Source organism: Streptomyces sp. NPDC012474 (assembly GCF_042955185.1).
GTDB lineage: Bacteria > Actinomycetota > Actinomycetes > Streptomycetales > Streptomycetaceae > Streptomyces > Streptomyces cahuitamycinicus.
In genome coordinates this window covers 26,990-44,469 of sequence record NZ_JBIBEP010000004.1, presented here as the reverse complement: position 1 = coordinate 44,469, position 17,480 = coordinate 26,990, and the positions used below count along the sequence as shown (strand labels likewise).

The following is a 17,480-nucleotide window of genomic DNA, read 5'->3' as shown; positions in this document are numbered from 1 at the left end:
TGACAGATGTGGTCCGGAGGGGCGCCGGCCGGTCCGCTCAGGCCGGCGCCGGCTCCGTCCGCGCACGGGCCTTCTCCAGGCCGCGCACCAACGTCGGCGCGGCGAGCCCGAGCAGGGCGAAGAGAGCGGCGAGGACCAGCCAGCCGGTTCCCGCCGCGCCGACGACCAGGGAGGTCATCAGCCACGGCCCGGCGAACTGCTGGAGCCCGCGGCCCAGGGAGAACACCGCCTGGTACTCGCCCTGCCGGCCCTCCGGGGCGAGCCCGAAGGACAGGCCCCAGCTCGCCGACGCCTGGTACAGCTCGCCGAGGACGAGCACCAGCGCGCCGCCCAGCAGGGCCGCGCTGTCCAGGAGCGCGCCGTGCCCCCCGCTCACCGCGAAGACCAGGCAGGACGCCCCCAGCGCCCACCCGGCCCAGCGCAGCATACGTGCCGCTCCCGCCGGGGTACGCGCGCCCTTGCTGACCGCGACCTGGAACAGCAGCACCAGGACGGTGTCCAGGATCAGCAGTCCCGACACCAGCAGCGCGGGCGCGTCGGTGCCGGTGACGATCCACAGCGGCAGACCGACCGTCAGCAGCGGGTGGTACAGCTCCAGGGCGCCGCACACCAGCGCGACCGCCACGTAGCGCACGTCCCGCAGCGCGGCGCTGCGCAGCACCCCGCCCGGCGCCTCGGCGGCGGTGGCCCGGGGCCCGGCGCCCGCGGGCAGCCGCATCCCGAACAGCACGGCGACGGAGACCAACTGGAGGGCGGCGTTGGCCAGGACCGCGGAGTACAGGGCGGTGGAGGTGCCGGCCGCGATGGCCGCTCCGGCCAGCGCGGCACCGCCGAGGAAGCCCAGGTTGAACAGGCTGCGCATCTGCGCGCTCACCCTGACCCGCTCCGCCTCGCCCACCAGTGCGTCGGTGAGTGACGCGAGGAGCGCGCCCGCCGAGGTCTCCAGGACCGCGATGGCGCAGGCGACCGCGAGGAACGCGGCGAAGCCGTCCACCAGGCAATATGCGGTGAAGCCGACGGCCGCGAGCAGGAAGTTGACGGCGAGTACCCGGCCCGCGCCGAGCCGGTCCGCGAGTCGGCCGATGGGCACGGTGCAGACCAGACCGCAGAGCCCGGCGACCGACAGGGCGAGGCCCACGCGCTGGGCGGGGATGCCGAGGGTCCGGGTGAAGAACACGGCGCTGGAGGTGAGGAACACCCCGAGCCCCAGGGACTGGATGAGCGTGAGGACGCCGAGTCTGCGCGCGTTCCCGGCGGCCGGAACGGTCTCGCGGAACCAGGCGCGCAGCACGGCGGCGTACCGGCGAGCCTCAGCCATGCGGCTCAGCTCCCCCGGCTTCCTCGGTTCCTTCGGCCCGCTCGGTCCGCAGCCCGTACACCTCCATCGCGGTGTGCACGGCGGCGCGCACCGTGGCGGCGCTCCGCCCCCGGAACCGGAAGATCCCGCAGCCCTCGTCGTAACTGCCGGGCCCGGTCATGACCTGGCCGATCGCGGGCAGTTCCTCGTGGTAGACCTCGGGGACGGCCGACCCGGGGGAGGTGCGCGCGACGACCCGTCCGGGCAGCTCGCGCGGAGCGGGGTAGATGAGCCAGCCGCCGGCCCGGGGCCCGACCGGTTCGGACGGCTGCCACAGCGGGGGCAGACCCAGGGCCGCTCGGAACGCCTCGGCGAACAGGTCGATGCCGTAGAGGTCCACGTGCAGGAACGGCACCTGCGCGCCGCCCGGCCGCAGCCCGACCTCCAGGAACACCAGCTCGCCCCCCGGACGTCGGATCGCCTCCAGGTGGAACGCGCCGTCGCGCAGCCCGAGGGCCCCGAGACAGCGGTCGGCGAAGGTGGTGAGCTCGTCGCGCTCGGGGCCCGGGTCGAGCAGGACCGAGCCGAGCGGGCGGCCGTGCGCGTAGTCCAGGCAGGTGTGCACGTACTGGGAAGCGGTGACGAAGTGGAGGCGGCCGGAGCGACGGATGCCGTCGACGTGGAAAATGTCCCCGTCGACGTACTCCTCGCACTCGTACGCCCCGGGGTCCACGCCCGCGAGCGCGTCGCGCAGTTCGTCGGTGCTGTGGACGACCGTGACTCCCTGGGAGCCCGCCGCGGCGCGCGGCTTGAGGACCAGGGGCAGACCACCGAGGGCCTCTACGACCGTCTCCGCGGTGGGCTCGTCGTCGAGGCGCCGGAACCGGGGAACCCGCAGTCCGGCCGCGCCCACCGCGCTCTTCATGGCGGGCTTGTCCTTGAACCGCTCGGCGAGGTCGAGACCGTAGCCGCCGGGGACGTCGAGTGCGGCCGAGAGCCGGGCGGCCGTCAGGATGTCGTACTCGGACTGGCCGAAGACGGCCTCGGGCGTGCCGTGCCGGTCCGCGATCTCCCGTACGAGGGGCAACAGGTCGTCGAAGGCGAGGCTGTCGCGCACATGGACCTCGGTCGCCCCGTCCTGGTCGAGCGCGGGCAGCCCGCCGGGCGTGGTGAGGTACACCGTCCGGCAGGGATGGCCGTCGAGGAAACGGTGGTATTCGCCGAACTCGTCGCCGGAGCGGTTGAGGACGACGTACAGCGGGGTGGTCCGGTCGGTCACGCGTCCGCTCCAGGTCGCAGGGTGTCGGGCAGGCAGGCGTCCAGATCGGCGGCGCTCACCCGGCCGAAACCGGGCGCGGCCCGGCCCCTCCGGGCCGGGGTCCTGGCGAGGAAGGCCGCCGCGCGCGGCTCTCCGGCGCCGCCGAGGCGCTGCCAGACGAGCTCGGCGAGGTCCGGCATCACCGGGAACGCCAGCAGGGACAGGCCCTTGAGCCACCAGTAGGCGCCGTCCTCGGCCGCGTGGGCGACCGCGTCGTCGGCGCACCAGCGGTCGAGCGCCGCGACCGCGCGACGGGTCGAGACACGGGCACCGTCGAGCGCCGCGGACTGCTCGGCGAGCAGGGATTCCAGGAGGTCCGCGGCGGCCGGGGCGGGGGCCTGCGGCGGCCCCCCGGGCAGTCGGCTCCAGGCGGCGTCGATCCGCTTGCCGAGGCCGTCGGCGAGCGTGGCGTTCGCGGTCCGAAGGAAGTCCGCCGTCTCGAAGCTCGCCGCCCCGGACTCCAGATCGGCCCCGGCGAGGTGGTACCGGACGGTGTCCACGCCGATGGCGGGCGACGCGGCGATGTCCGCCGCCCAGACGGCGTGCCGGGCGCTGGTGGAGAACTTCCGCCCGGCCAGCCGGTAGAAGTTGTTGATCAGGCACCGGTCGTACGGCTTCATGTCGCCGTGCAGCAGGCTGGTGCCGACGATCGAGACCAGGGTGGGGATCACGTTGTCGATCCCCAGGGTGGTGATGGTGGTGACCCCGGAGTCCGGGTCGAAGGCGTTCACGCCGGTGCCCGAGAGCCGGCCGTGGACGGCGCCGGCGAGGCGGGCGAACATGAAGATCCCGGCGTACGGGAAGAGGACGCGCGGCACGTCCGGCTCGGGTCCGGGCAGCGGAACCCCCCACGTCTGCGGGGCGCTCAGCCGTACGGTCAGGCCGTCGCGCTCCAGGAAGCGCGCCACGGTCGCCCGGTAGCGGTCGGCGACGCCCAGGTCCCCGAGCGTGGTGTCCAGGAGGGCGTGGTCGGGCAGCCGCAGGAACAGGCTGGAGATCTCCCGCCAGGTCAGCGGCCCCTCGTCGAGCAGGGGGCGCGGCTCCACGACCGACTCGGGCAGGAAGTGCGCACTGCACTCCTCGCAGAAGTAACTGGCGATGCCCGCACCGCACTCGGGGCAGCGGCCCTGGAGCCAGCCGCCCACCACCCAGCGGTCCGACGCCGTGCAGTGGGGCACGCGCTCCGTGCGCGTCAGCACCGCGCCCCGGGCCGTCAGCCGCTCGATCGAGGCGGCGACCTCCTGTTCGAACTGCCCTCGCCAGGGCTGCTGATCGGGGACGATGAACGCGTCCACGCCGATGCGCATCGCGGCCAGGTCGTCCTGGATGCGCTGTCCGTAGCGGGCGGCGACCTCACCGGGCGTGGAGTCCTCGGCGTGTGCCTTGAGCGTCACGTACGACTCGTACACATCGCTGCCGGTGATCACCAACGGCAGGTCGCCCCGAACCCGCAGATGCCGCGCGATCATGTCCGACCACAGGAAGGGGCCGCCGATGTGGCCGAGGTGCAGAGGCCCGTTGGGCGTGGCCTCGGGCGGCACCAGGAGGTAGTGCCGGGGGGTGTGCGTGTCCCCGGTCAGCAGGCTCATGTCCGCGGTCTCCCGTCGAGCAGGTTCAGTGCGTCCTCGGCCATGGCCGGGGCGAGTCGGTAGCCGGAGCCGGAGCCGCCGATGGCCATGACCACGTCGTCGCCGCCGACCGTGTCCACGACCGGCAGATGGCCGGCGGTGAAGCAGTCGCTGAAGACCCGGCCGCCGAGCAGGTGCGGCAGGAATCCCGGTACGTGCCCGCCGAGCAGGGCCCGGGCGAGTTCCCGGTCGCGGGCGTCGACGGCGAGCGGTTCGTCGGGGCCGCGGTCCCAGTCGGGCGAGGTGATGCTGAAGATCCAGTGGCCACCGGGGCGGTGGGGCAGCAGGAAGGCGTCGGCGTCCTCCAGGACGAGTGCCGGGGCGCCCGGCGGGGGCGGCGTCATGATGTGGAACGCCACCACCTTCTTGACCCGGGCGCCGCGCTCGCGGGCCGCCGACGCCACCGGGCCGTCGAAGACCCAGGGGCCGGGCGCGAGGACCGCCTTGGCGGCGGTGATCCGGCTGCCGTCGGCGGCGACCAGTTCGACGTGCCTGCCCGTACGGTGTACTTCGGTGACCCGGAAGCCCTCCAGGAGGGTGTTGTCCTGGCGGCCGAGGACCTCGTCGAGAAGCCGGTCGGTGAGCCACTGCGGTTGACCTGCCGTCATGGGCGCGGTAGCGAGCAGGACTTGCTCGTCGTCGTGGGCGAGTCCGGGGAACGTCCGGTCGAGCAGGGCCCGCTGCTCCCCGGTGAGCAGGCGGGTGCGGCCGCCGTCGGCCATGGTCGCGTCGAGCGCGGCCCTGTTCTCGCGCGCCACCAGCCAGCGGACGTCGACCGGCGCCCGTCCGGCGTCGCCGAGTCCGGCGGCGAGCTCGTCGAAGAGCGCGGTGCTGCGGGCGGCCAGGTCGCGCTGGGCCGGGCTGTGCCCCGTGGGTGTGTCGAACCCGGCCGAGTAACGGGTCGCGCCCGTCCCCCGTCCGGCGTGCGTGATCACGGCGACGCGGCGGCCCGGGTCCCGGCGCACGGCGTAGTACGCGGCGAGGGCGCCGACCGCGCCCGCGCCGACGACGGCGAGGTCGTAGTGGAGCGCCTCACCGGTCCCGGTGGTGCGCTCACTCATCGGGCGCCGACCACCAGAAGGAGTAGATGACCAGTTCCTCGCCCTGATCGGCGAAGATCTCGTGGACGGCGTGCGATGCGAAGCCCACCAGGGACCCGGGCCCGACGAGCGACCGTTCACCGTCCACCTCCAGGGTGCCGGATCCGGCGTGGACCACCCAGATCTCCTGGACCGCGTGCTGGTCGGGCGAGCTGGTCCCGCCCGGAGGCACGGTGAAGCGGGCCGCCTCGAACGGCACGCGGGAGAACACCGAACGGGCGAAGTCCGCCTCGGCGACGGTCACTCCGTCGGGTTCCACCTCGGTCGGAGCGAAGGGGACCAGGACGCCGACCGCCTCGGCCTGGAACTGCGGGACCTGATGAGCGGTCATACCGGATACCTCGTCTCACCGAGCATGCTGTTGAGGATGACCGCGCTGCGCCAGGCGAGCAGGCTGAGATTGGGATCGGCGACGCCCCAGGAGTGCCGGGCGCCGTTCTGGAGGTAGATCCGGTTCTCCGCAGGCCCGTCCCATGCGACCGAGAAGTCGTCGCCGACGACGAGCATCCCGCTGTCCCGCCGCAGCCGCGCGTCCAGCGGAGCCATGAAGTCCGGCAGCGCATAGGCGTATCCGGTGCTCAGGATCACGATGTCGGCGGCGAGCACGGCGGGTGCGTCCGGGCCCGAGGAGTCGACGACGAGCTTCCATCCGTCGGGGTCACCCTCGATCGCGGTGACCGCGCAGTCCGCCAGGAAGCGCAGCCTGCCGGGGTTGTTCTCGATGAACTCGTCGCGGTAGCTCAACCGGTAGATGTCCTGGAGGACTTGGAGGTCGATGCCGTCGCTGGTGTACTTCTGCCGCTCCAGGAGCCGGATCTTGTGGTCGGCGGGCAGCGCGTGGAAGCGGCGTGCGTAGTCGGGCGTGTAGAGGTCGTTGGCGAACGGCGAGTCGTCCATCGGCAGGAACGACGAGCGCCGGCTGACCCAGGTGATGCTCTCGGGGGCCGCGCCGGCCGCCAGGTGGCGCACGATCTCCGCGCCGCTCTGGCCGCCGCCGATCACGACGACCTGCCGTCCGGCCACCTCGGGGGCCCGCAGCAGGAACTCCCCGGAGTGGAAGACGGTGGGGCCGAGAAAGGGGCGGAACGGCTCGGGAACGGACGGGGTGAGCCCCGTGCCGAGCACGAGGTGACGTGCCGGCACTTCGCGGCCGGCCGTGCGGAGGTGGAAGGCCCCGTCGTGGAAGTCCACGCCGTGAATGTCCACTCCGAACGTCAGGCTCGGCAGCCGCCCGGCGACCCACTGGAGGTACTGGTTGAACTCGGCGCGCAGGACGGCCGGGAAGTCCGCGGCCAGGAACCGGTAGAGCCGGCCCTCACTCGCGAGGAACGACAGGAAGGAGAAGGGACTGGTCGGATCGACCAGCGTCACCAGGTCCTTGAGCAGCGAGACCTGGAGGGTGGCCTCGGGCAGCAGCAGTCCGGGGTGCCAGGAGAAACTCTCGCGGCGTTCCAGGTGGGCGCCGCGCAGCCCTTCGACGGGATGCGCGAGGGCGGCGAGGCTCATGTTCGCGGGGCCGATGCCGACGGCCGCGTAGTCGAGTATGCGTGCGTTCATGGTGGCCAACCGCCGGGTCAGGCCGGGACGACGAGGTCGCCGAGCGCCTGCCAGCGGTCCAGGGCGCCCTGCGGCGAGTCCGCGGTGAACAGGGCGTGGCCGAGGCGCGAGCGGCAGTCCTCGACGCCTGGGACGGTCTCGCCCGGTGCGAAGTACACGGCGGTCTCGGTGACTTCCGGCAGTGCCTGAAGCTCCGGCCACCCGGTGAGTTCCCGGTACGAGGAGCGGCCCGCGGCGGAGAAGAAGCGGATGCCGGCGCTCTCGGCCTGCGGCCGCGCGAAGGCGCCGGCCGCCTCCAGGCCGACGCCGAGCGCGAGGGCGACGGTCACCCTGGGCAGGCTGACGCCGGTCACGAGCCGCAGCAGCTCCACGATCCGGTCGCCCGGCAGCCGGGCGCCGATCTCGATGAGCACCGGACCGTCGGCGGTCAGACGCAGTTCGCAGTGGAAGGGGCCGCTGGTGATGCCGACGGCGCGGACGACGTCGCCGACGTACGCCTCCACGTTCTTCCGGGTGGCGTCGTCGACGAGCGCCGGGGTGAGGTGGCCCAGCTCCACGAAGTCGGGCTCGGGGCCGAGCAGCGTGCGGCTGAGGGCGACGACGGTGACCTCGCCGCTCTCCAGGACATAGCCGTCGGCGCTGAACTCGGGGCCCTGCACGTACTCTTCGACGAGCACCCGGTGCTCGTGCAGCTTGCCCATGTCGGGCTCCGGGTCGGTCACGAGACGCTGGAACGCGGCGGTGAGCTGGACGAGGTCGTCGGCGCGGCTGACGTGGATGCTGCCCGAGCAGGCGACCGGCTTCAGCACGCAGGGGAAGCCGACCCGTTCGGCCGCGGCGCGCAGTTCGGCGTCGGTGGTCGCCTGGGCGAAGCGCGGGGTGCGCAGCCCGGCCTCCGCCACGGCGGCGCGCATGACGCTCTTGTCCCGGACCCGCTCGACGGTCGCCACGGGCAGGCCGGGCAGGTCGAGTGCCGCGGCGACGCGCGCGGTCGCCGTCACATAGATGTCGGAGCCCGGCAGTACCGCCTCGAACGGCTCGGCCCGGTGCAGTTCGAGCGCGGCCGTTTCGAGGGCGGCCTGGTCGTTGGTCTCCACCGTCAGCACCGAGTCGGCCGCCGCGCGCACGGCGTCGGAGAGCCGGCGGTCGCCGGAGTCGGCGGTGGCGACGACGACCCGCAGTCCCATCTCGGCCGCGACCCCGATCAGGGTGGCGCCTCCGGAGGAGGCGGGTTCGACCACGAGGACGCGGGCAGGACGAAGTGCATCTGTGTGCGGCAAAGCGAAATCCCCCGGGGCAGAGCTGTTGGACCGGACTCGGATCGCGGTCCTGGTCGTGATCTTTCTATCCGGGCGCCTTGGCCCCGGTCAATGGATCACCGCAAAATTGTCTGCGAGAGCGAACTTGAGCCGCACATTTTCCGGTACGAGAGCCCCGTCAGCGCATGCCTGGCTCCCGGAAGCGACCGAACGCCGTCGTGAAGGCTCCCAGCGGCGAGACGTCTCCCTCGGCCGGCCCCGGCACGGGCGGACGGTGCGTGCCGTCACCGCCGGTCGCTCGGCGAGGGCAGCCGACGCCGACTCCGCCGCCTCCCGGTACAGGTCGCGGGATCGCATCACGGCTTCCAGCGCCGTGGCGCACCGGGTCCCCGTGGCCTATGCGTGGACAGCTCCTCGTCCGGGGTGAGCAGGTGTCGGCTCTCTTTCCCGGCGGAGGTCGGTACCCGGTGAGCCGCTCGACGCGACGGTCGGCCGCGAAGTATTCGAGGAGCGCCGACGACGGGACCTGCGGGCGCCGGTCTCGAACACCTGCAAGCGGATGTACTGGCCCGTCCCGTGCTAGGGCGATGCGGCCAGGCGCGGGCTGCGGAGCACGAGCAGCGTGATCTCGCTGGGGGCGAAGACGCGGAACGGCGGGCCCCAGAAGCCGGTGCCACGGCTGGTGTAGAGGAGGGTGCGGGGGCCGTGGTGGCTGAGGCCGGCGAGGGCGGGCTGGTCGATGCCGACCAGGTGGTGGAAGGGCCAGATCTGGCCGCCGTGGGTGTGGCCGGAGAGCTGGAGGTCGATGCCGGCGGCTGCCGCACGGTCGACGAACTTGGGCTGGTGTGCCAGGAGCAGCACGGGCAGGTCGGGGTCGGCGCCCTCCAAGGCTCCGGAGAGGTGGGCGCGGTGGCCTGCCAGGCCGGAGGACTCGGCGGTGACGTCATCCACGCCGGCGACCACGAGGGTGTCGCCGCCGCGTTCGAGCAGCAGGTGGCGGTTGCGCAGGGGCTCCCAGCCCAGCTCGCCCATCAGGTCGACCCAGCCCTGGGCCTCGCTGTAGTACTCGTGGTTGCCGGTGACGTAGACACGGGCCCGGGTGGCCCGCACCGTACCGAGGGGGGCGGCCTGGGCGCGGCGGCGTTCGGCCGTGCCGTCCGCGATGTCGCCGGTGTGGCAGACCAGGTCGGCTTCCAGAGTGTTCACCGTCTCGCAGACCCGTGCCGACCAGCGGGCGCGGTCGACGGGGCCGTAGTGGGTGTCGGTGATGAGGACGACGCGGGTGCCGTCCAACCCGGCACCCAGCCGTGGGAGGTGAACGTCCAGTCGGCGCACGCGCGGCACGCGGCGGGCTTCGGCGTATCCCCAGGCGAGCAGTACGGCCGTTGTGCCGAGGACGGCCCAAGTGACGATCCGGGCCCGGTCCTGGCTCTCGCCGACGCCGGACACGGTCAGGGCGAGCCGCAAGAGGACGCCGAGCAGAACGGACCAGGTGAACAGGATCCAGCTGGTGCCCAGCAGGGTGTCACCGACGATCGCCGCCCGGTCCTGCTGGCGCCGTCCGTGGCCGCGCGCCATCGCGAGCGGCATACCGACGAGGCCGAGGGCGAACAGGGCGGTACCGGCCAGGGTGACGGGCAGCGGCCAGTGCTGGCCGGTGTGCAGGAGCACCCAGCAGGGCACGGTCCACAGCAGGACGGGGGCGATCAGGGGGAGGTAGCGCATCAGGCGGTGCAGTCGGCTCTGCCGCGGCACTTGCGCTTCGCTGTCGGCGGGTCGGGTGTTGCTGGTGTCGGTCACGGTTCCCCTCCCTGACCAGGCTGCCGTCTCGCGCACTGTATCCGGTCGCCCTCGGGCCCGGCGGACCGGCGTAGACCGAGATCATGAGGATGGGCAGGAACGGACGATCGGCGCGGCGACTGACCTGTCGCCCTGAGCGCACGCTTCCGGAGTACGGATATCATGAACTAGTCGATGGAAGAATGTTCTATGGAAGATGAATTGTGGCAGACCTGAAGCTGGTGTTCCAGGACCTGGTCCGGTTCCAGATCGAGCTGTGGAACGCGGTTGACGCACGGCTGCGCACCGAATGCGACCTCCAACTCACGTGGTTCGAGGTGATGAGGCTGCTCGCGCAGCGGTCCGAGTGCCGGGTCCAGGACATGGCCGCGGAGTTCGGGATCACCGTCGGTGGGACGAGCAAGGTGGTCGACCGCATCGAGGCTGCCGGTTACTGCCGACGGCGTGCCAATCCGCAGGACCGGCGCTCTTCGCTCGTCGAACTCACGCCGACGGGCCGGCATCTGGTGGACAGGGCCCTGACGGTCTTCGAGGTGGAACTGGAGAGATGGATCGGCTCAGTTGTCCCTGAACAGGACCTGGAGAAGTTCGCCGCAACGCTGAGCGTGCTCCGGGCGGCCGGGCGTTCGGCGAGCGCACCTCGGTAGCCGGTGGCGTTTCACCACCGCGCCACAGCTGCCCCATCGCGCTACGGCCCGATGGGGCAGCGTCACGTCGGCGAATGGTGTGACGGTCAGTCCGCGATGCCCGAGAATGCGATGACCTTCTCGATGCGGGCGCGAACGAGGAGGTTTCCGGGACCGCCGTTCCGGGCGCCGTAGCCCTCGGCGCGCTCTTCGCCCATGTAGCGGGCGCCGATGCGTCCGGCCCACTGCAGCATCTCGTCGGGGTCCTCGGAGATCTCGGTGCGGCCCTGGAGCAGGACGAAGGCATAGGGAGGCTGGTCCTCGTCCACGCAGAGCCCGAACCGTCCGTCTCGGGCCAGGTTGCGGCCCTTGACTCCGTCCTTCTCGGTGTTGAACACCACGTCGTCTCCGTCGAGCAGGAACCAGACCGGTGTGACGTGCGGGCTGCCGTTGGCCCGGACGGTCGACAGCTTGCCGGTGCGGGTGCCGTGCGTGACGAAGGCCCGCCACTGGGTCTCGGTCATCTTCTGCATGAGTGCGTCCTTCGCCTACCGTGCGAAGTCGAGGCGGTCGGTCAGGCCGGCCTTGGTGAAGGCGGCCTCGATCTCGCTTCGGCCTTCCTGGAAGTGGGCCCAGCTGTCGTAGTGGGCGGGGACGACTCGGCGCGCGCCGAGGATCCTGGCGGCCTCGGCGCCCAGGGCGCTGTCGAGGGTGAGGAGGGCGCCTTCGAAGGCGAAGTCCATGCGGGCGCCGCCGAGGAAGAGGATCGCGGTGTCGACGGGTGCGAACCTCTCGGCGATCTCCTTGACGTGTTCCAGATTGGCGTTGTCGCCGCTGACGTAGACCGAGGGCAGGTCGTCGGAGGTGAGCATGAAGCCGATGACGTCGCCGGAGATCGGTTCGCATCCCTCGGGGCCGTGCCGGGCGGGCAGGCCGGTGAGGGTGACGGTGCCTCCGTCAGGGCGCTTGAGCTCGGCGGTCTGCCAGAAGGCGAGGCCGTGGGCGGTGCCGCCCAGGCGGCCGGCACCGCTTTCCGTCGTGAAGACGACGGGGACCTCGGAAAGGAGGGCGCGTCCGGCGTTGTCGAGGTTGTCCTCGTGTGTGTCGTGGGAGAGCAGGACGGCGTCGACGGGGCCGAGGTCGGCGGCGGTGACGGGCGACGGGTTGGTCTTGACGAGCTTGTGGTCGCCGGGCAGGGGCATGGGGTACTCGCCGGGCGGGTCGAACGTCGGGTCGGTGACGAACCGGAGGCCGCCGTACTCGATGACGGTGGTGGGGCCGCCGTAGACGCGGACGTCGACCTTCTCGCTTGTGCCGTTGGTGCTGGTCATGGGGACCTTCCGGTTGCTGGAGCGTGGGTTTCCGGCCGGGGCCGGAGCGCGGGGCGGACCGGCCCGGAGTCGTCACACGGCCGGTCCGCCGGGGGAGGACGCACGGCGGGGTTGCCCGCTGCGCGTGGGGTGTGTCACGGGGCGGGTGCGGAGAAGACACCGAAGTGGTGTCCCGTGCTGTCCTCCAGGCGGGCGAAGGTGAGGCCCGCGGCGTCGGTGACCGGCGGCATGAGTACCTTGCCGCCCAGTTCCTCGGCGCGCTGGACGGTGGCGGCGACCTCCTGGACGAGGACGTAGAAGACGGCGTAATCGGGGAACTTCCCCTCCGACTCCCACACGCCACCGGAGGGCTGCTGCGCGCCCGGCGTGACGACGGCGTGGTAGTTCACGCCGGGGGTGTTGGTGTTGAGCTGGAAGTTCCAGTCGAACAGCTGGCCGTAGAACTCCTTGACCTCCTCGGGCTGGCCGGTGCCGATCTCGAACCAGGCGACGGAGTTGAATGCAGGACCGGGCATGGAACTCTCCTTTGCTGCCAAACGGGACATGTCAGCAATTTCCGTATAGGGCGGGCCGGGGGGTGGCGGGCACCTGTCGGAGTTGCCGCGCTCAGACTATACATTCCATGGAAGCAACTTCCGTGGATGAATGTTCCGTGTCGATCCGTAGTGGGTGGCCGGAGGGAGGAGCGCCAGCTCATGGAGCCAGTGGAGATCGAGGCGAAGACGCTGATCCAGCGGTCGAAGATCCCGTCGATCGGTTACGTCATCAACCCCTGCACGGGCTGTGTGCTGGGCTGCGCCTGCTGCTACGCGAGCTTCGCCGGCCGGCAGTTCGGGTTGCCCGGGCACCGTCCGCATCCTGACCAAGAGCTACATCCGTGAGCGCATGGACGAGGTTCTGGCCCGCGAGCCGGAAGAGGTGCAGGAGGCCTACGTCCAGGCTCGGACCAAGGACCACCGCGAGCGGCTGGACGCGATCGTGGCGCCGCTGCTCGACAAGCACGGACTGCGGCTGCGTTTCGACGAGGTCGTCCACCACGACGACTTCACCGAACCCGGGCAGAACATCCACGGACCACAGGCTCAGCCGACCGCGCGACAGTCCTGAGCTCACGCCACACGAATGGAGACCGGCCTTGCCGAAGGGTGGGCTGACTGGACCTGAACCTCCAGATCGAACAAGCCCAGATGTTCAACGCGCTCATGAACGAGCGGCTCGACCGTGTGGCCGCCGTCCAAGCACTCCAGTGGCTCTCCCGCGGAAGGTGCCCGTGGTTGACCTCGGACGGCTGCATCAGGACCTGGTGCGGGTCGAGACCGAACTTTGGAACATCCTGGACGCCCGGCTGCGCGCGGAGTGCGGCCTTCCCGTCACCTCGTTCATGGTCATGCGGTTCCTCACTCGCCACCCTGGGTGCCGGATCCAGGACATCTCGCAGGAGTTCGCCATCACGGTCGGCGGCACCAGCAAGGTGGTCGACCGCATCGAGGCGGGCGGGTTCTGCCGACGTCGTCCCCACCCGCACGACCGGCGTTCCGCGATCGTCGAACTGACTCCCGACGGAGAGGACTTGGTGAGCAGGGCCGCCACGGTCTTCGAAGCGGAGCCGGACAGACAGATCGGTTCGGCGGTCGCCGAACAGTCGCTGGCGCAGTTCGCCGCGACGCTGAGCTCGTTGCGGACCGCCCTTTCCTCGAACGGGGGGCAGGCATCCACCGAACTGGACGCATGACTGACAGCCATGCCATGCCATGCCAGGCCCGGGGCCGGCGGTCCTCCCGCAGGGCCGCGAAGAAGATGACGGTGCCTGGCGCCGGCGCGCCTGGCTCTTTCCGGAGGCTCTGTGATGCAATGGTCAAGTGCAGTTTGAGCATGACAATATGGTCGGGGTGCATTTGGCCGTGGCGCTGGTGAACCTCGATTCGAGTGGTTCATGGGTGCCTGAGACACTGGAAGAGACGCTGCGGGCGCACCAGATTCGTCGTCCGCACGTCACTGGCTCCACATCCGAGGACATCAGAGCCTGGTCGCAGCTGATGAGGCTGGTCTTCGAGGCGTCCTCACAGGCCGAACGCTGCCAGAACATCAACGCCCTGCTCGCAGGCGGTGCCGGAAGCGTGTATCTCACCACGCACGACGACCTGCGACCACACTTGCACTTTGCTCCGGATACCCAGGACCTTCCAAGCCGCGTGAAGGCCGTGACTGCCGGTGGTCTGGCCATTTTCGCCCTGGAAGCCGAAGGGGCACGACTGGGCGTATGCGCGCTGGGCACTTGCCGGACCGCATTCGTCGACACCAGCCGCAACGGCCGCCGTGCCTACTGTTCTTCCCGCTGTGCCAACACTGATGCGGTCCGTCGCCACCGGAACAAGCGGCGCCAGGACTTTTGATCATGACGCTACGCCTGGACGAGCGCCACGGCCACCGGGACAGCGGCTGTCCCCAGGAGTGTTTGCGTTGCCGTGATCCCGGCCATCAGAGGCGCGTCGCCCCCGAGTTGCCTGGCCATGATGTACGACGACGACGCCGTGGGGAGGGCCTGGAAGAGTACTGCGACGATCAGCGCGTGGGAGCCGAGGCCGAAGAGCTGCGCCGCCAGGTACGTCGCGGCCGGCATGAGGGCGAACTTGGCGGACGAGGAGGTGAGGATCGGTGCCGCCCACGACCGTGCCGTACCGAAGCGCAGAGCGGCGCCGATGCAGAGGAGCCCCAGAGGCATCGATGCGGCTCCCAATGCCTGGAGTGCCGGTTCGATGCCCGGCGGCAGCCTCAGACCGAGTGTGTGCAGCAGAACGCCTCCCGCGCAGGCGAGGATGAGCGGGTTGGTCGCGAGCTGTTTGACGATGCCCGCGAAGTGCAGGCGCGCGGTCCCGAACCGGGCGAAGACCAGTACGCACAGCACATTGACGGTGGGCACGATCACTGCGTTGCAGACCGCGGCAAAGGCGACGCCCTTCGCGCCGAACAGGCCGGCGGCGATGGTCACGCCGATGTAGTTGTTGAACCGAATGCTGCCTTGAAAGACCGAGGTGAAGGCGTCTCCGTCCAGCCGCATCAGTGGCTTGCAGGCGATGACCAGCGCGGCCACTGCCACCGTGGCGACGATCAGAGTTCCTGCCAGAGCCCCGGCCGGCAGATCGTCGGTGTCAGCGGTCGCGAGACTGTGCAGAAACAGGGCCGGCAGCAGGACGCGGTAGCCGAGGCGCTCGGCCGCGGACCAGAAACCTTCGTCTGTGATCATTGATCGCCTGAGCGCGTACCCCAGGGCGATGAGCAGGACGATCGGCACGAGCGCTTTCACCGTCAGTGCGATCACGCTGAGAGTCCGTCCAGCGTGGCGACGATGATGCGGCAGCCCTCTTCGAGATCGTGGCCGCAGGTGGCGCCCGACGTATTTCCAGGAGCGTTGTGCACGACCCAGCGGGTGCGATCGGTCATGGCCGCTGCCGGCACGCCAGGGGAGAGCCTGAACCCTGACTCGGTCGAGCAGGGAACGATCAAGGGCACCCCAACGGCGTGCACGGGTGGGGCGAAGTCAGGCTCACCGAGCGTGAGCTCGATGATGCGACGGCCGGTGGCACGGTATTCGGCTGCCCGGCGGGCCATTTCCAGGATCGGCGAACCGGCAGGCGAGATGGGGGCACTAGACAACGGTCAGCCCCCTCACCCACGACCGGCCGACGGCTCGCGGCGAGTTGCGTGCACGCGCCCGGGCCGACGACGGCTCCGGCTCGGCCGACCGAACGTCTCCCGTGGCACCGGTCGGCGTCGCAGGACGACCGGCGCTGGGGTGCTGCTGATGGGACATTGCTTCATTGCTGGTCGGGCAGGGTGGTTGAGAGATCCGTGGGCTGAGCGTCGTACCGTTCATGCCGACCAGACTGATGTAACGCCATCAGGCATTTCAACGATTACAGACCCGCAGGGTCGCCGGCGGTGAGCGGGCCGGTCTCGCTTATGGCCGGACAGCGGATTCGCCGGCACTCAAGCCGAGGTTGGTCGCCGTGGAGCGTGGCCGGATCCTTCACGCAGCCCGTATGCGCTCGGCGTCAGCTCAGGCACCCCCGGCCTGTCCACGTTGCCACCGTCCTCGCCGGGTCCGGCTGACGTGCTGAGACAGCTGCGCGTATGTTCCCCGCCCGTCAGGACGCACGCTGTCGCCCGTCCCGGCCTGTCAGCTGGAACCGGGTGCCCTGCGTGCTGAGTTGATCAACTCCGGCTCGGGCACGTACTCCACACACAGTGGGTTGCGGCACGGGCCTGCGGTCCACACGGGAACGAAGACGCCCATGGTCTTGTGACGTTTGACAACGGCGACTACGGGCTCTTTGCACGACCGGCAGACATACCCGGACGACGCGGTTGTCTTCCTCTGCTCGCTTATACCCATAACCCAACTTTACGTCATATTTGCCATCTCTTGGTGGTTGCTTTGGCTCTCAGTTGTCGGGTGGCTCGGCAGCACCGTGGTGATTGCCCGATGGATCCCGGTCGGCTGCACGAGAGGCCTCCTCGGCGGGAGCGGAGGCCGGCATGGCGTCAGTGGGGCTGGACGGCAAGGGCCGAGCCATGCTCAGCCCGACGGAAGCGGCGAGAACGGCGACGATGACGGCGAGGCTGACGAGTGAGGGAATCTCCGGCACGGCGGTACTGATCGTTTCGTGGGACGCCTGGAGGATGAGCTTGATCCCGATGAAGGCGAGGATGAGCGCCAGGCCCTTGCTGAGGTAGTGGAAGCGGTCGAGCAGCCCGGCGAGCATGAAGTACAGTGCGCGCAGTCCGAGGATGGCGAAGGCGTTACTGGTGTAGACGATGAAGGCGTCACTGCTGACGGCCAGGACGGCGGGCACGCTGTCGACGGCGAAGACGAGGTCGGCGGCTTCGATCGCGGCCACGACGGCGAGCAGCGGCGTAGCGACCCGTTTCCCGGCCTCCTTGACGAAGAAGTGAGCCCCCGCGTACTCGTCCCGTACCGGGATGACCCTGCGAAGCAGCTTCACGGCGATGCTCTTGCCGGGGTCGAAGCTGTCGTCCTCCTCTTTGTAGATCTTGTATGTGCTGTAGAAGAGGATCGCGGCGAAGAGGAACAGGACGGCGGTGAAGCGGCTGACCACCGCCACACCGGCGGCGAGGAAGATGCCTCGGAAGACCAGCGCGCCCAGGACACCGAGAAACAGCACGCGGTGCTGGTAGGCGCGCGGCACCTTGAAGTAACCGAAGATCAAGGCGAAGACGAAGAGGTTGTCGACCGACAGGCTCTTCTCCAGGAGCCATGCGGTCGTGTACTCGACTCCGGCGCTCGTGCCGACGACCGCGAACACCACACCACCGAAGACGATCGCCAAGCCCACCCAGACACCGCTCCAGGCGGCGGCCTCGCGGAAACCGATGACGTGTTCCCGCCGGTGCGCGAGGAGATCGACCGCCAACGACACCAGCACGGTGACGGCGAACGCCACCCACATCCACAGCGGCACGTCATGCACGGTTCCGACCTCTCCAGCGTCATTGACCGGCAGTCTTCTTACGAGTCTGGGCCATGCGACGAGGGCTGTCTCCCC

Annotated in this window: 19 protein-coding genes; 5 read left to right on the top strand and 14 right to left on the bottom strand. The window is 70.4% G+C overall.

Going from position 1 to position 17,480, the window contains the following annotated elements:
• Nucleotides 1–37: 37 nt before the first annotated feature.
• From ACFY9S_RS10980 to ACFY9S_RS10945, 8 genes are all read right to left on the bottom strand, one after another.
• Entirely contained in the window at nucleotides 38–1,318 is a 1,281-nt protein-coding gene (locus tag ACFY9S_RS10980) for an MFS transporter (protein ID WP_391125650.1), read from the bottom strand.
• Nucleotides 1,311–2,576: an acetyl-CoA carboxylase biotin carboxylase subunit family protein gene (locus ACFY9S_RS10975; protein WP_391125647.1), complete on the bottom strand. Its 1,266-nt coding sequence runs from the start codon at nucleotides 2,574–2,576 to the stop codon at nucleotides 1,311–1,313. The genes ACFY9S_RS10980 and ACFY9S_RS10975 overlap by 8 nt, the downstream gene beginning before the upstream one ends.
• Nucleotides 2,573–4,204, bottom strand: a complete 1,632-nt coding sequence (locus ACFY9S_RS10970) for a class I tRNA ligase family protein (protein WP_391125644.1) — start codon at nucleotides 4,202–4,204, stop codon at nucleotides 2,573–2,575. Before ACFY9S_RS10970 ends, ACFY9S_RS10975 begins: the two co-directional genes overlap by 4 nt.
• Nucleotides 4,201–5,304, bottom strand: coding sequence for an FAD-dependent oxidoreductase (locus tag ACFY9S_RS10965; protein WP_391125641.1), 1,104 nt, complete (start codon nucleotides 5,302–5,304; stop codon nucleotides 4,201–4,203). The genes ACFY9S_RS10970 and ACFY9S_RS10965 overlap by 4 nt, the downstream gene beginning before the upstream one ends.
• Nucleotides 5,297–5,674 (bottom strand): cupin domain-containing protein, encoded by a 378-nt coding sequence (locus tag ACFY9S_RS10960; protein WP_391125639.1) that lies wholly within the window; start codon nucleotides 5,672–5,674, stop codon nucleotides 5,297–5,299. The genes ACFY9S_RS10965 and ACFY9S_RS10960 overlap by 8 nt, the downstream gene beginning before the upstream one ends.
• Nucleotides 5,671–6,900 (bottom strand): SidA/IucD/PvdA family monooxygenase, encoded by a 1,230-nt coding sequence (locus ACFY9S_RS10955; RefSeq protein ID WP_391125637.1) that lies wholly within the window; start codon nucleotides 6,898–6,900, stop codon nucleotides 5,671–5,673. Before ACFY9S_RS10955 ends, ACFY9S_RS10960 begins: the two co-directional genes overlap by 4 nt.
• A gap of 17 nt (nucleotides 6,901–6,917) precedes the next feature.
• The gene (locus ACFY9S_RS10950; protein ID WP_391125634.1) at nucleotides 6,918–8,180 is read right to left on the bottom strand and encodes an ATP-grasp domain-containing protein; all 1,263 of its coding nucleotides are present in this window, start codon (nucleotides 8,178–8,180) and stop codon (nucleotides 6,918–6,920) included.
• Nucleotides 8,181–8,738: 558 nt separating this feature from the next.
• Nucleotides 8,739–9,959: a metallophosphoesterase gene (locus tag ACFY9S_RS10945; protein ID WP_391125631.1), complete on the bottom strand. Its 1,221-nt coding sequence runs from the start codon at nucleotides 9,957–9,959 to the stop codon at nucleotides 8,739–8,741.
• Nucleotides 9,960–10,162: 203 nt separating this feature from the next.
• On the opposite strand from ACFY9S_RS10945, the gene ACFY9S_RS10940 reads away from it, so the two are divergent.
• Entirely contained in the window at nucleotides 10,163–10,606 is a 444-nt protein-coding gene (locus ACFY9S_RS10940) for a MarR family transcriptional regulator (protein ID WP_391125628.1), read from the top strand.
• An 86-nt stretch (nucleotides 10,607–10,692) separates the two neighbouring features.
• On the opposite strand, the gene ACFY9S_RS10935 is transcribed toward ACFY9S_RS10940, so the two are convergent.
• From ACFY9S_RS10935 to ACFY9S_RS10925, 3 genes are all read right to left on the bottom strand, one after another.
• On the bottom strand, nucleotides 10,693–11,118 hold the full coding sequence (locus ACFY9S_RS10935) for a TIGR03618 family F420-dependent PPOX class oxidoreductase (RefSeq protein WP_391125624.1): 426 nt from the start codon (nucleotides 11,116–11,118) through the stop codon (nucleotides 10,693–10,695).
• Nucleotides 11,119–11,133: 15 nt separating this feature from the next.
• The gene (locus ACFY9S_RS10930; protein ID WP_391125621.1) at nucleotides 11,134–11,916 is read right to left on the bottom strand and encodes an MBL fold metallo-hydrolase; all 783 of its coding nucleotides are present in this window, start codon (nucleotides 11,914–11,916) and stop codon (nucleotides 11,134–11,136) included.
• Between the two features lie 134 nt (nucleotides 11,917–12,050).
• Complete coding sequence (locus ACFY9S_RS10925) at nucleotides 12,051–12,431, bottom strand: VOC family protein (RefSeq protein ID WP_391125619.1); 381 nt, start codon at nucleotides 12,429–12,431, stop codon at nucleotides 12,051–12,053.
• Nucleotides 12,432–12,611: 180 nt separating this feature from the next.
• Here ACFY9S_RS10925 and ACFY9S_RS10920 point away from each other — a divergent pair, with 180 nt between their 5' ends.
• The 4 genes from ACFY9S_RS10920 (at nucleotide 12,612) to ACFY9S_RS10905 (ending at nucleotide 14,309) form a co-directional block, all read left to right on the top strand.
• Nucleotides 12,612–12,797, top strand: coding sequence for a hypothetical protein (locus ACFY9S_RS10920; protein ID WP_391125616.1), 186 nt, complete (start codon nucleotides 12,612–12,614; stop codon nucleotides 12,795–12,797).
• 4 nt (nucleotides 12,798–12,801) lie between these two features.
• Complete coding sequence (locus ACFY9S_RS10915) at nucleotides 12,802–13,023, top strand: hypothetical protein (RefSeq protein WP_391125613.1); 222 nt, start codon at nucleotides 12,802–12,804, stop codon at nucleotides 13,021–13,023.
• 163 nt (nucleotides 13,024–13,186) lie between these two features.
• Complete coding sequence (locus tag ACFY9S_RS10910; protein ID WP_391125610.1) at nucleotides 13,187–13,648, top strand: MarR family transcriptional regulator; 462 nt, start codon at nucleotides 13,187–13,189, stop codon at nucleotides 13,646–13,648.
• A gap of 127 nt (nucleotides 13,649–13,775) precedes the next feature.
• Nucleotides 13,776–14,309 carry a CGNR zinc finger domain-containing protein gene (locus ACFY9S_RS10905; RefSeq protein ID WP_391125607.1) on the top strand — a complete coding sequence of 178 codons (534 nt, stop codon included), beginning with the start codon at nucleotides 13,776–13,778 and terminating at the stop codon, nucleotides 14,307–14,309.
• Between the two features lie 8 nt (nucleotides 14,310–14,317).
• Here ACFY9S_RS10905 and ACFY9S_RS10900 read toward each other — a convergent pair whose 3' ends face one another.
• The 3 genes from ACFY9S_RS10900 to ACFY9S_RS10890 form a co-directional block, all read right to left on the bottom strand.
• Nucleotides 14,318–15,235 carry an AEC family transporter gene (locus tag ACFY9S_RS10900; protein WP_391125604.1) on the bottom strand — a complete coding sequence of 306 codons (918 nt, stop codon included), beginning with the start codon at nucleotides 15,233–15,235 and terminating at the stop codon, nucleotides 14,318–14,320.
• The gene (locus ACFY9S_RS10895; protein ID WP_391125601.1) at nucleotides 15,232–15,570 is read right to left on the bottom strand and encodes a hypothetical protein; all 339 of its coding nucleotides are present in this window, start codon (nucleotides 15,568–15,570) and stop codon (nucleotides 15,232–15,234) included. Before ACFY9S_RS10895 ends, ACFY9S_RS10900 begins: the two co-directional genes overlap by 4 nt.
• Nucleotides 15,571–16,358: 788 nt before the next feature.
• Nucleotides 16,359–17,405, bottom strand: coding sequence for a TerC/Alx family metal homeostasis membrane protein (locus ACFY9S_RS10890; RefSeq protein WP_391125598.1), 1,047 nt, complete (start codon nucleotides 17,403–17,405; stop codon nucleotides 16,359–16,361).
• Nucleotides 17,406–17,480: the final 75 nt, after the last annotated feature.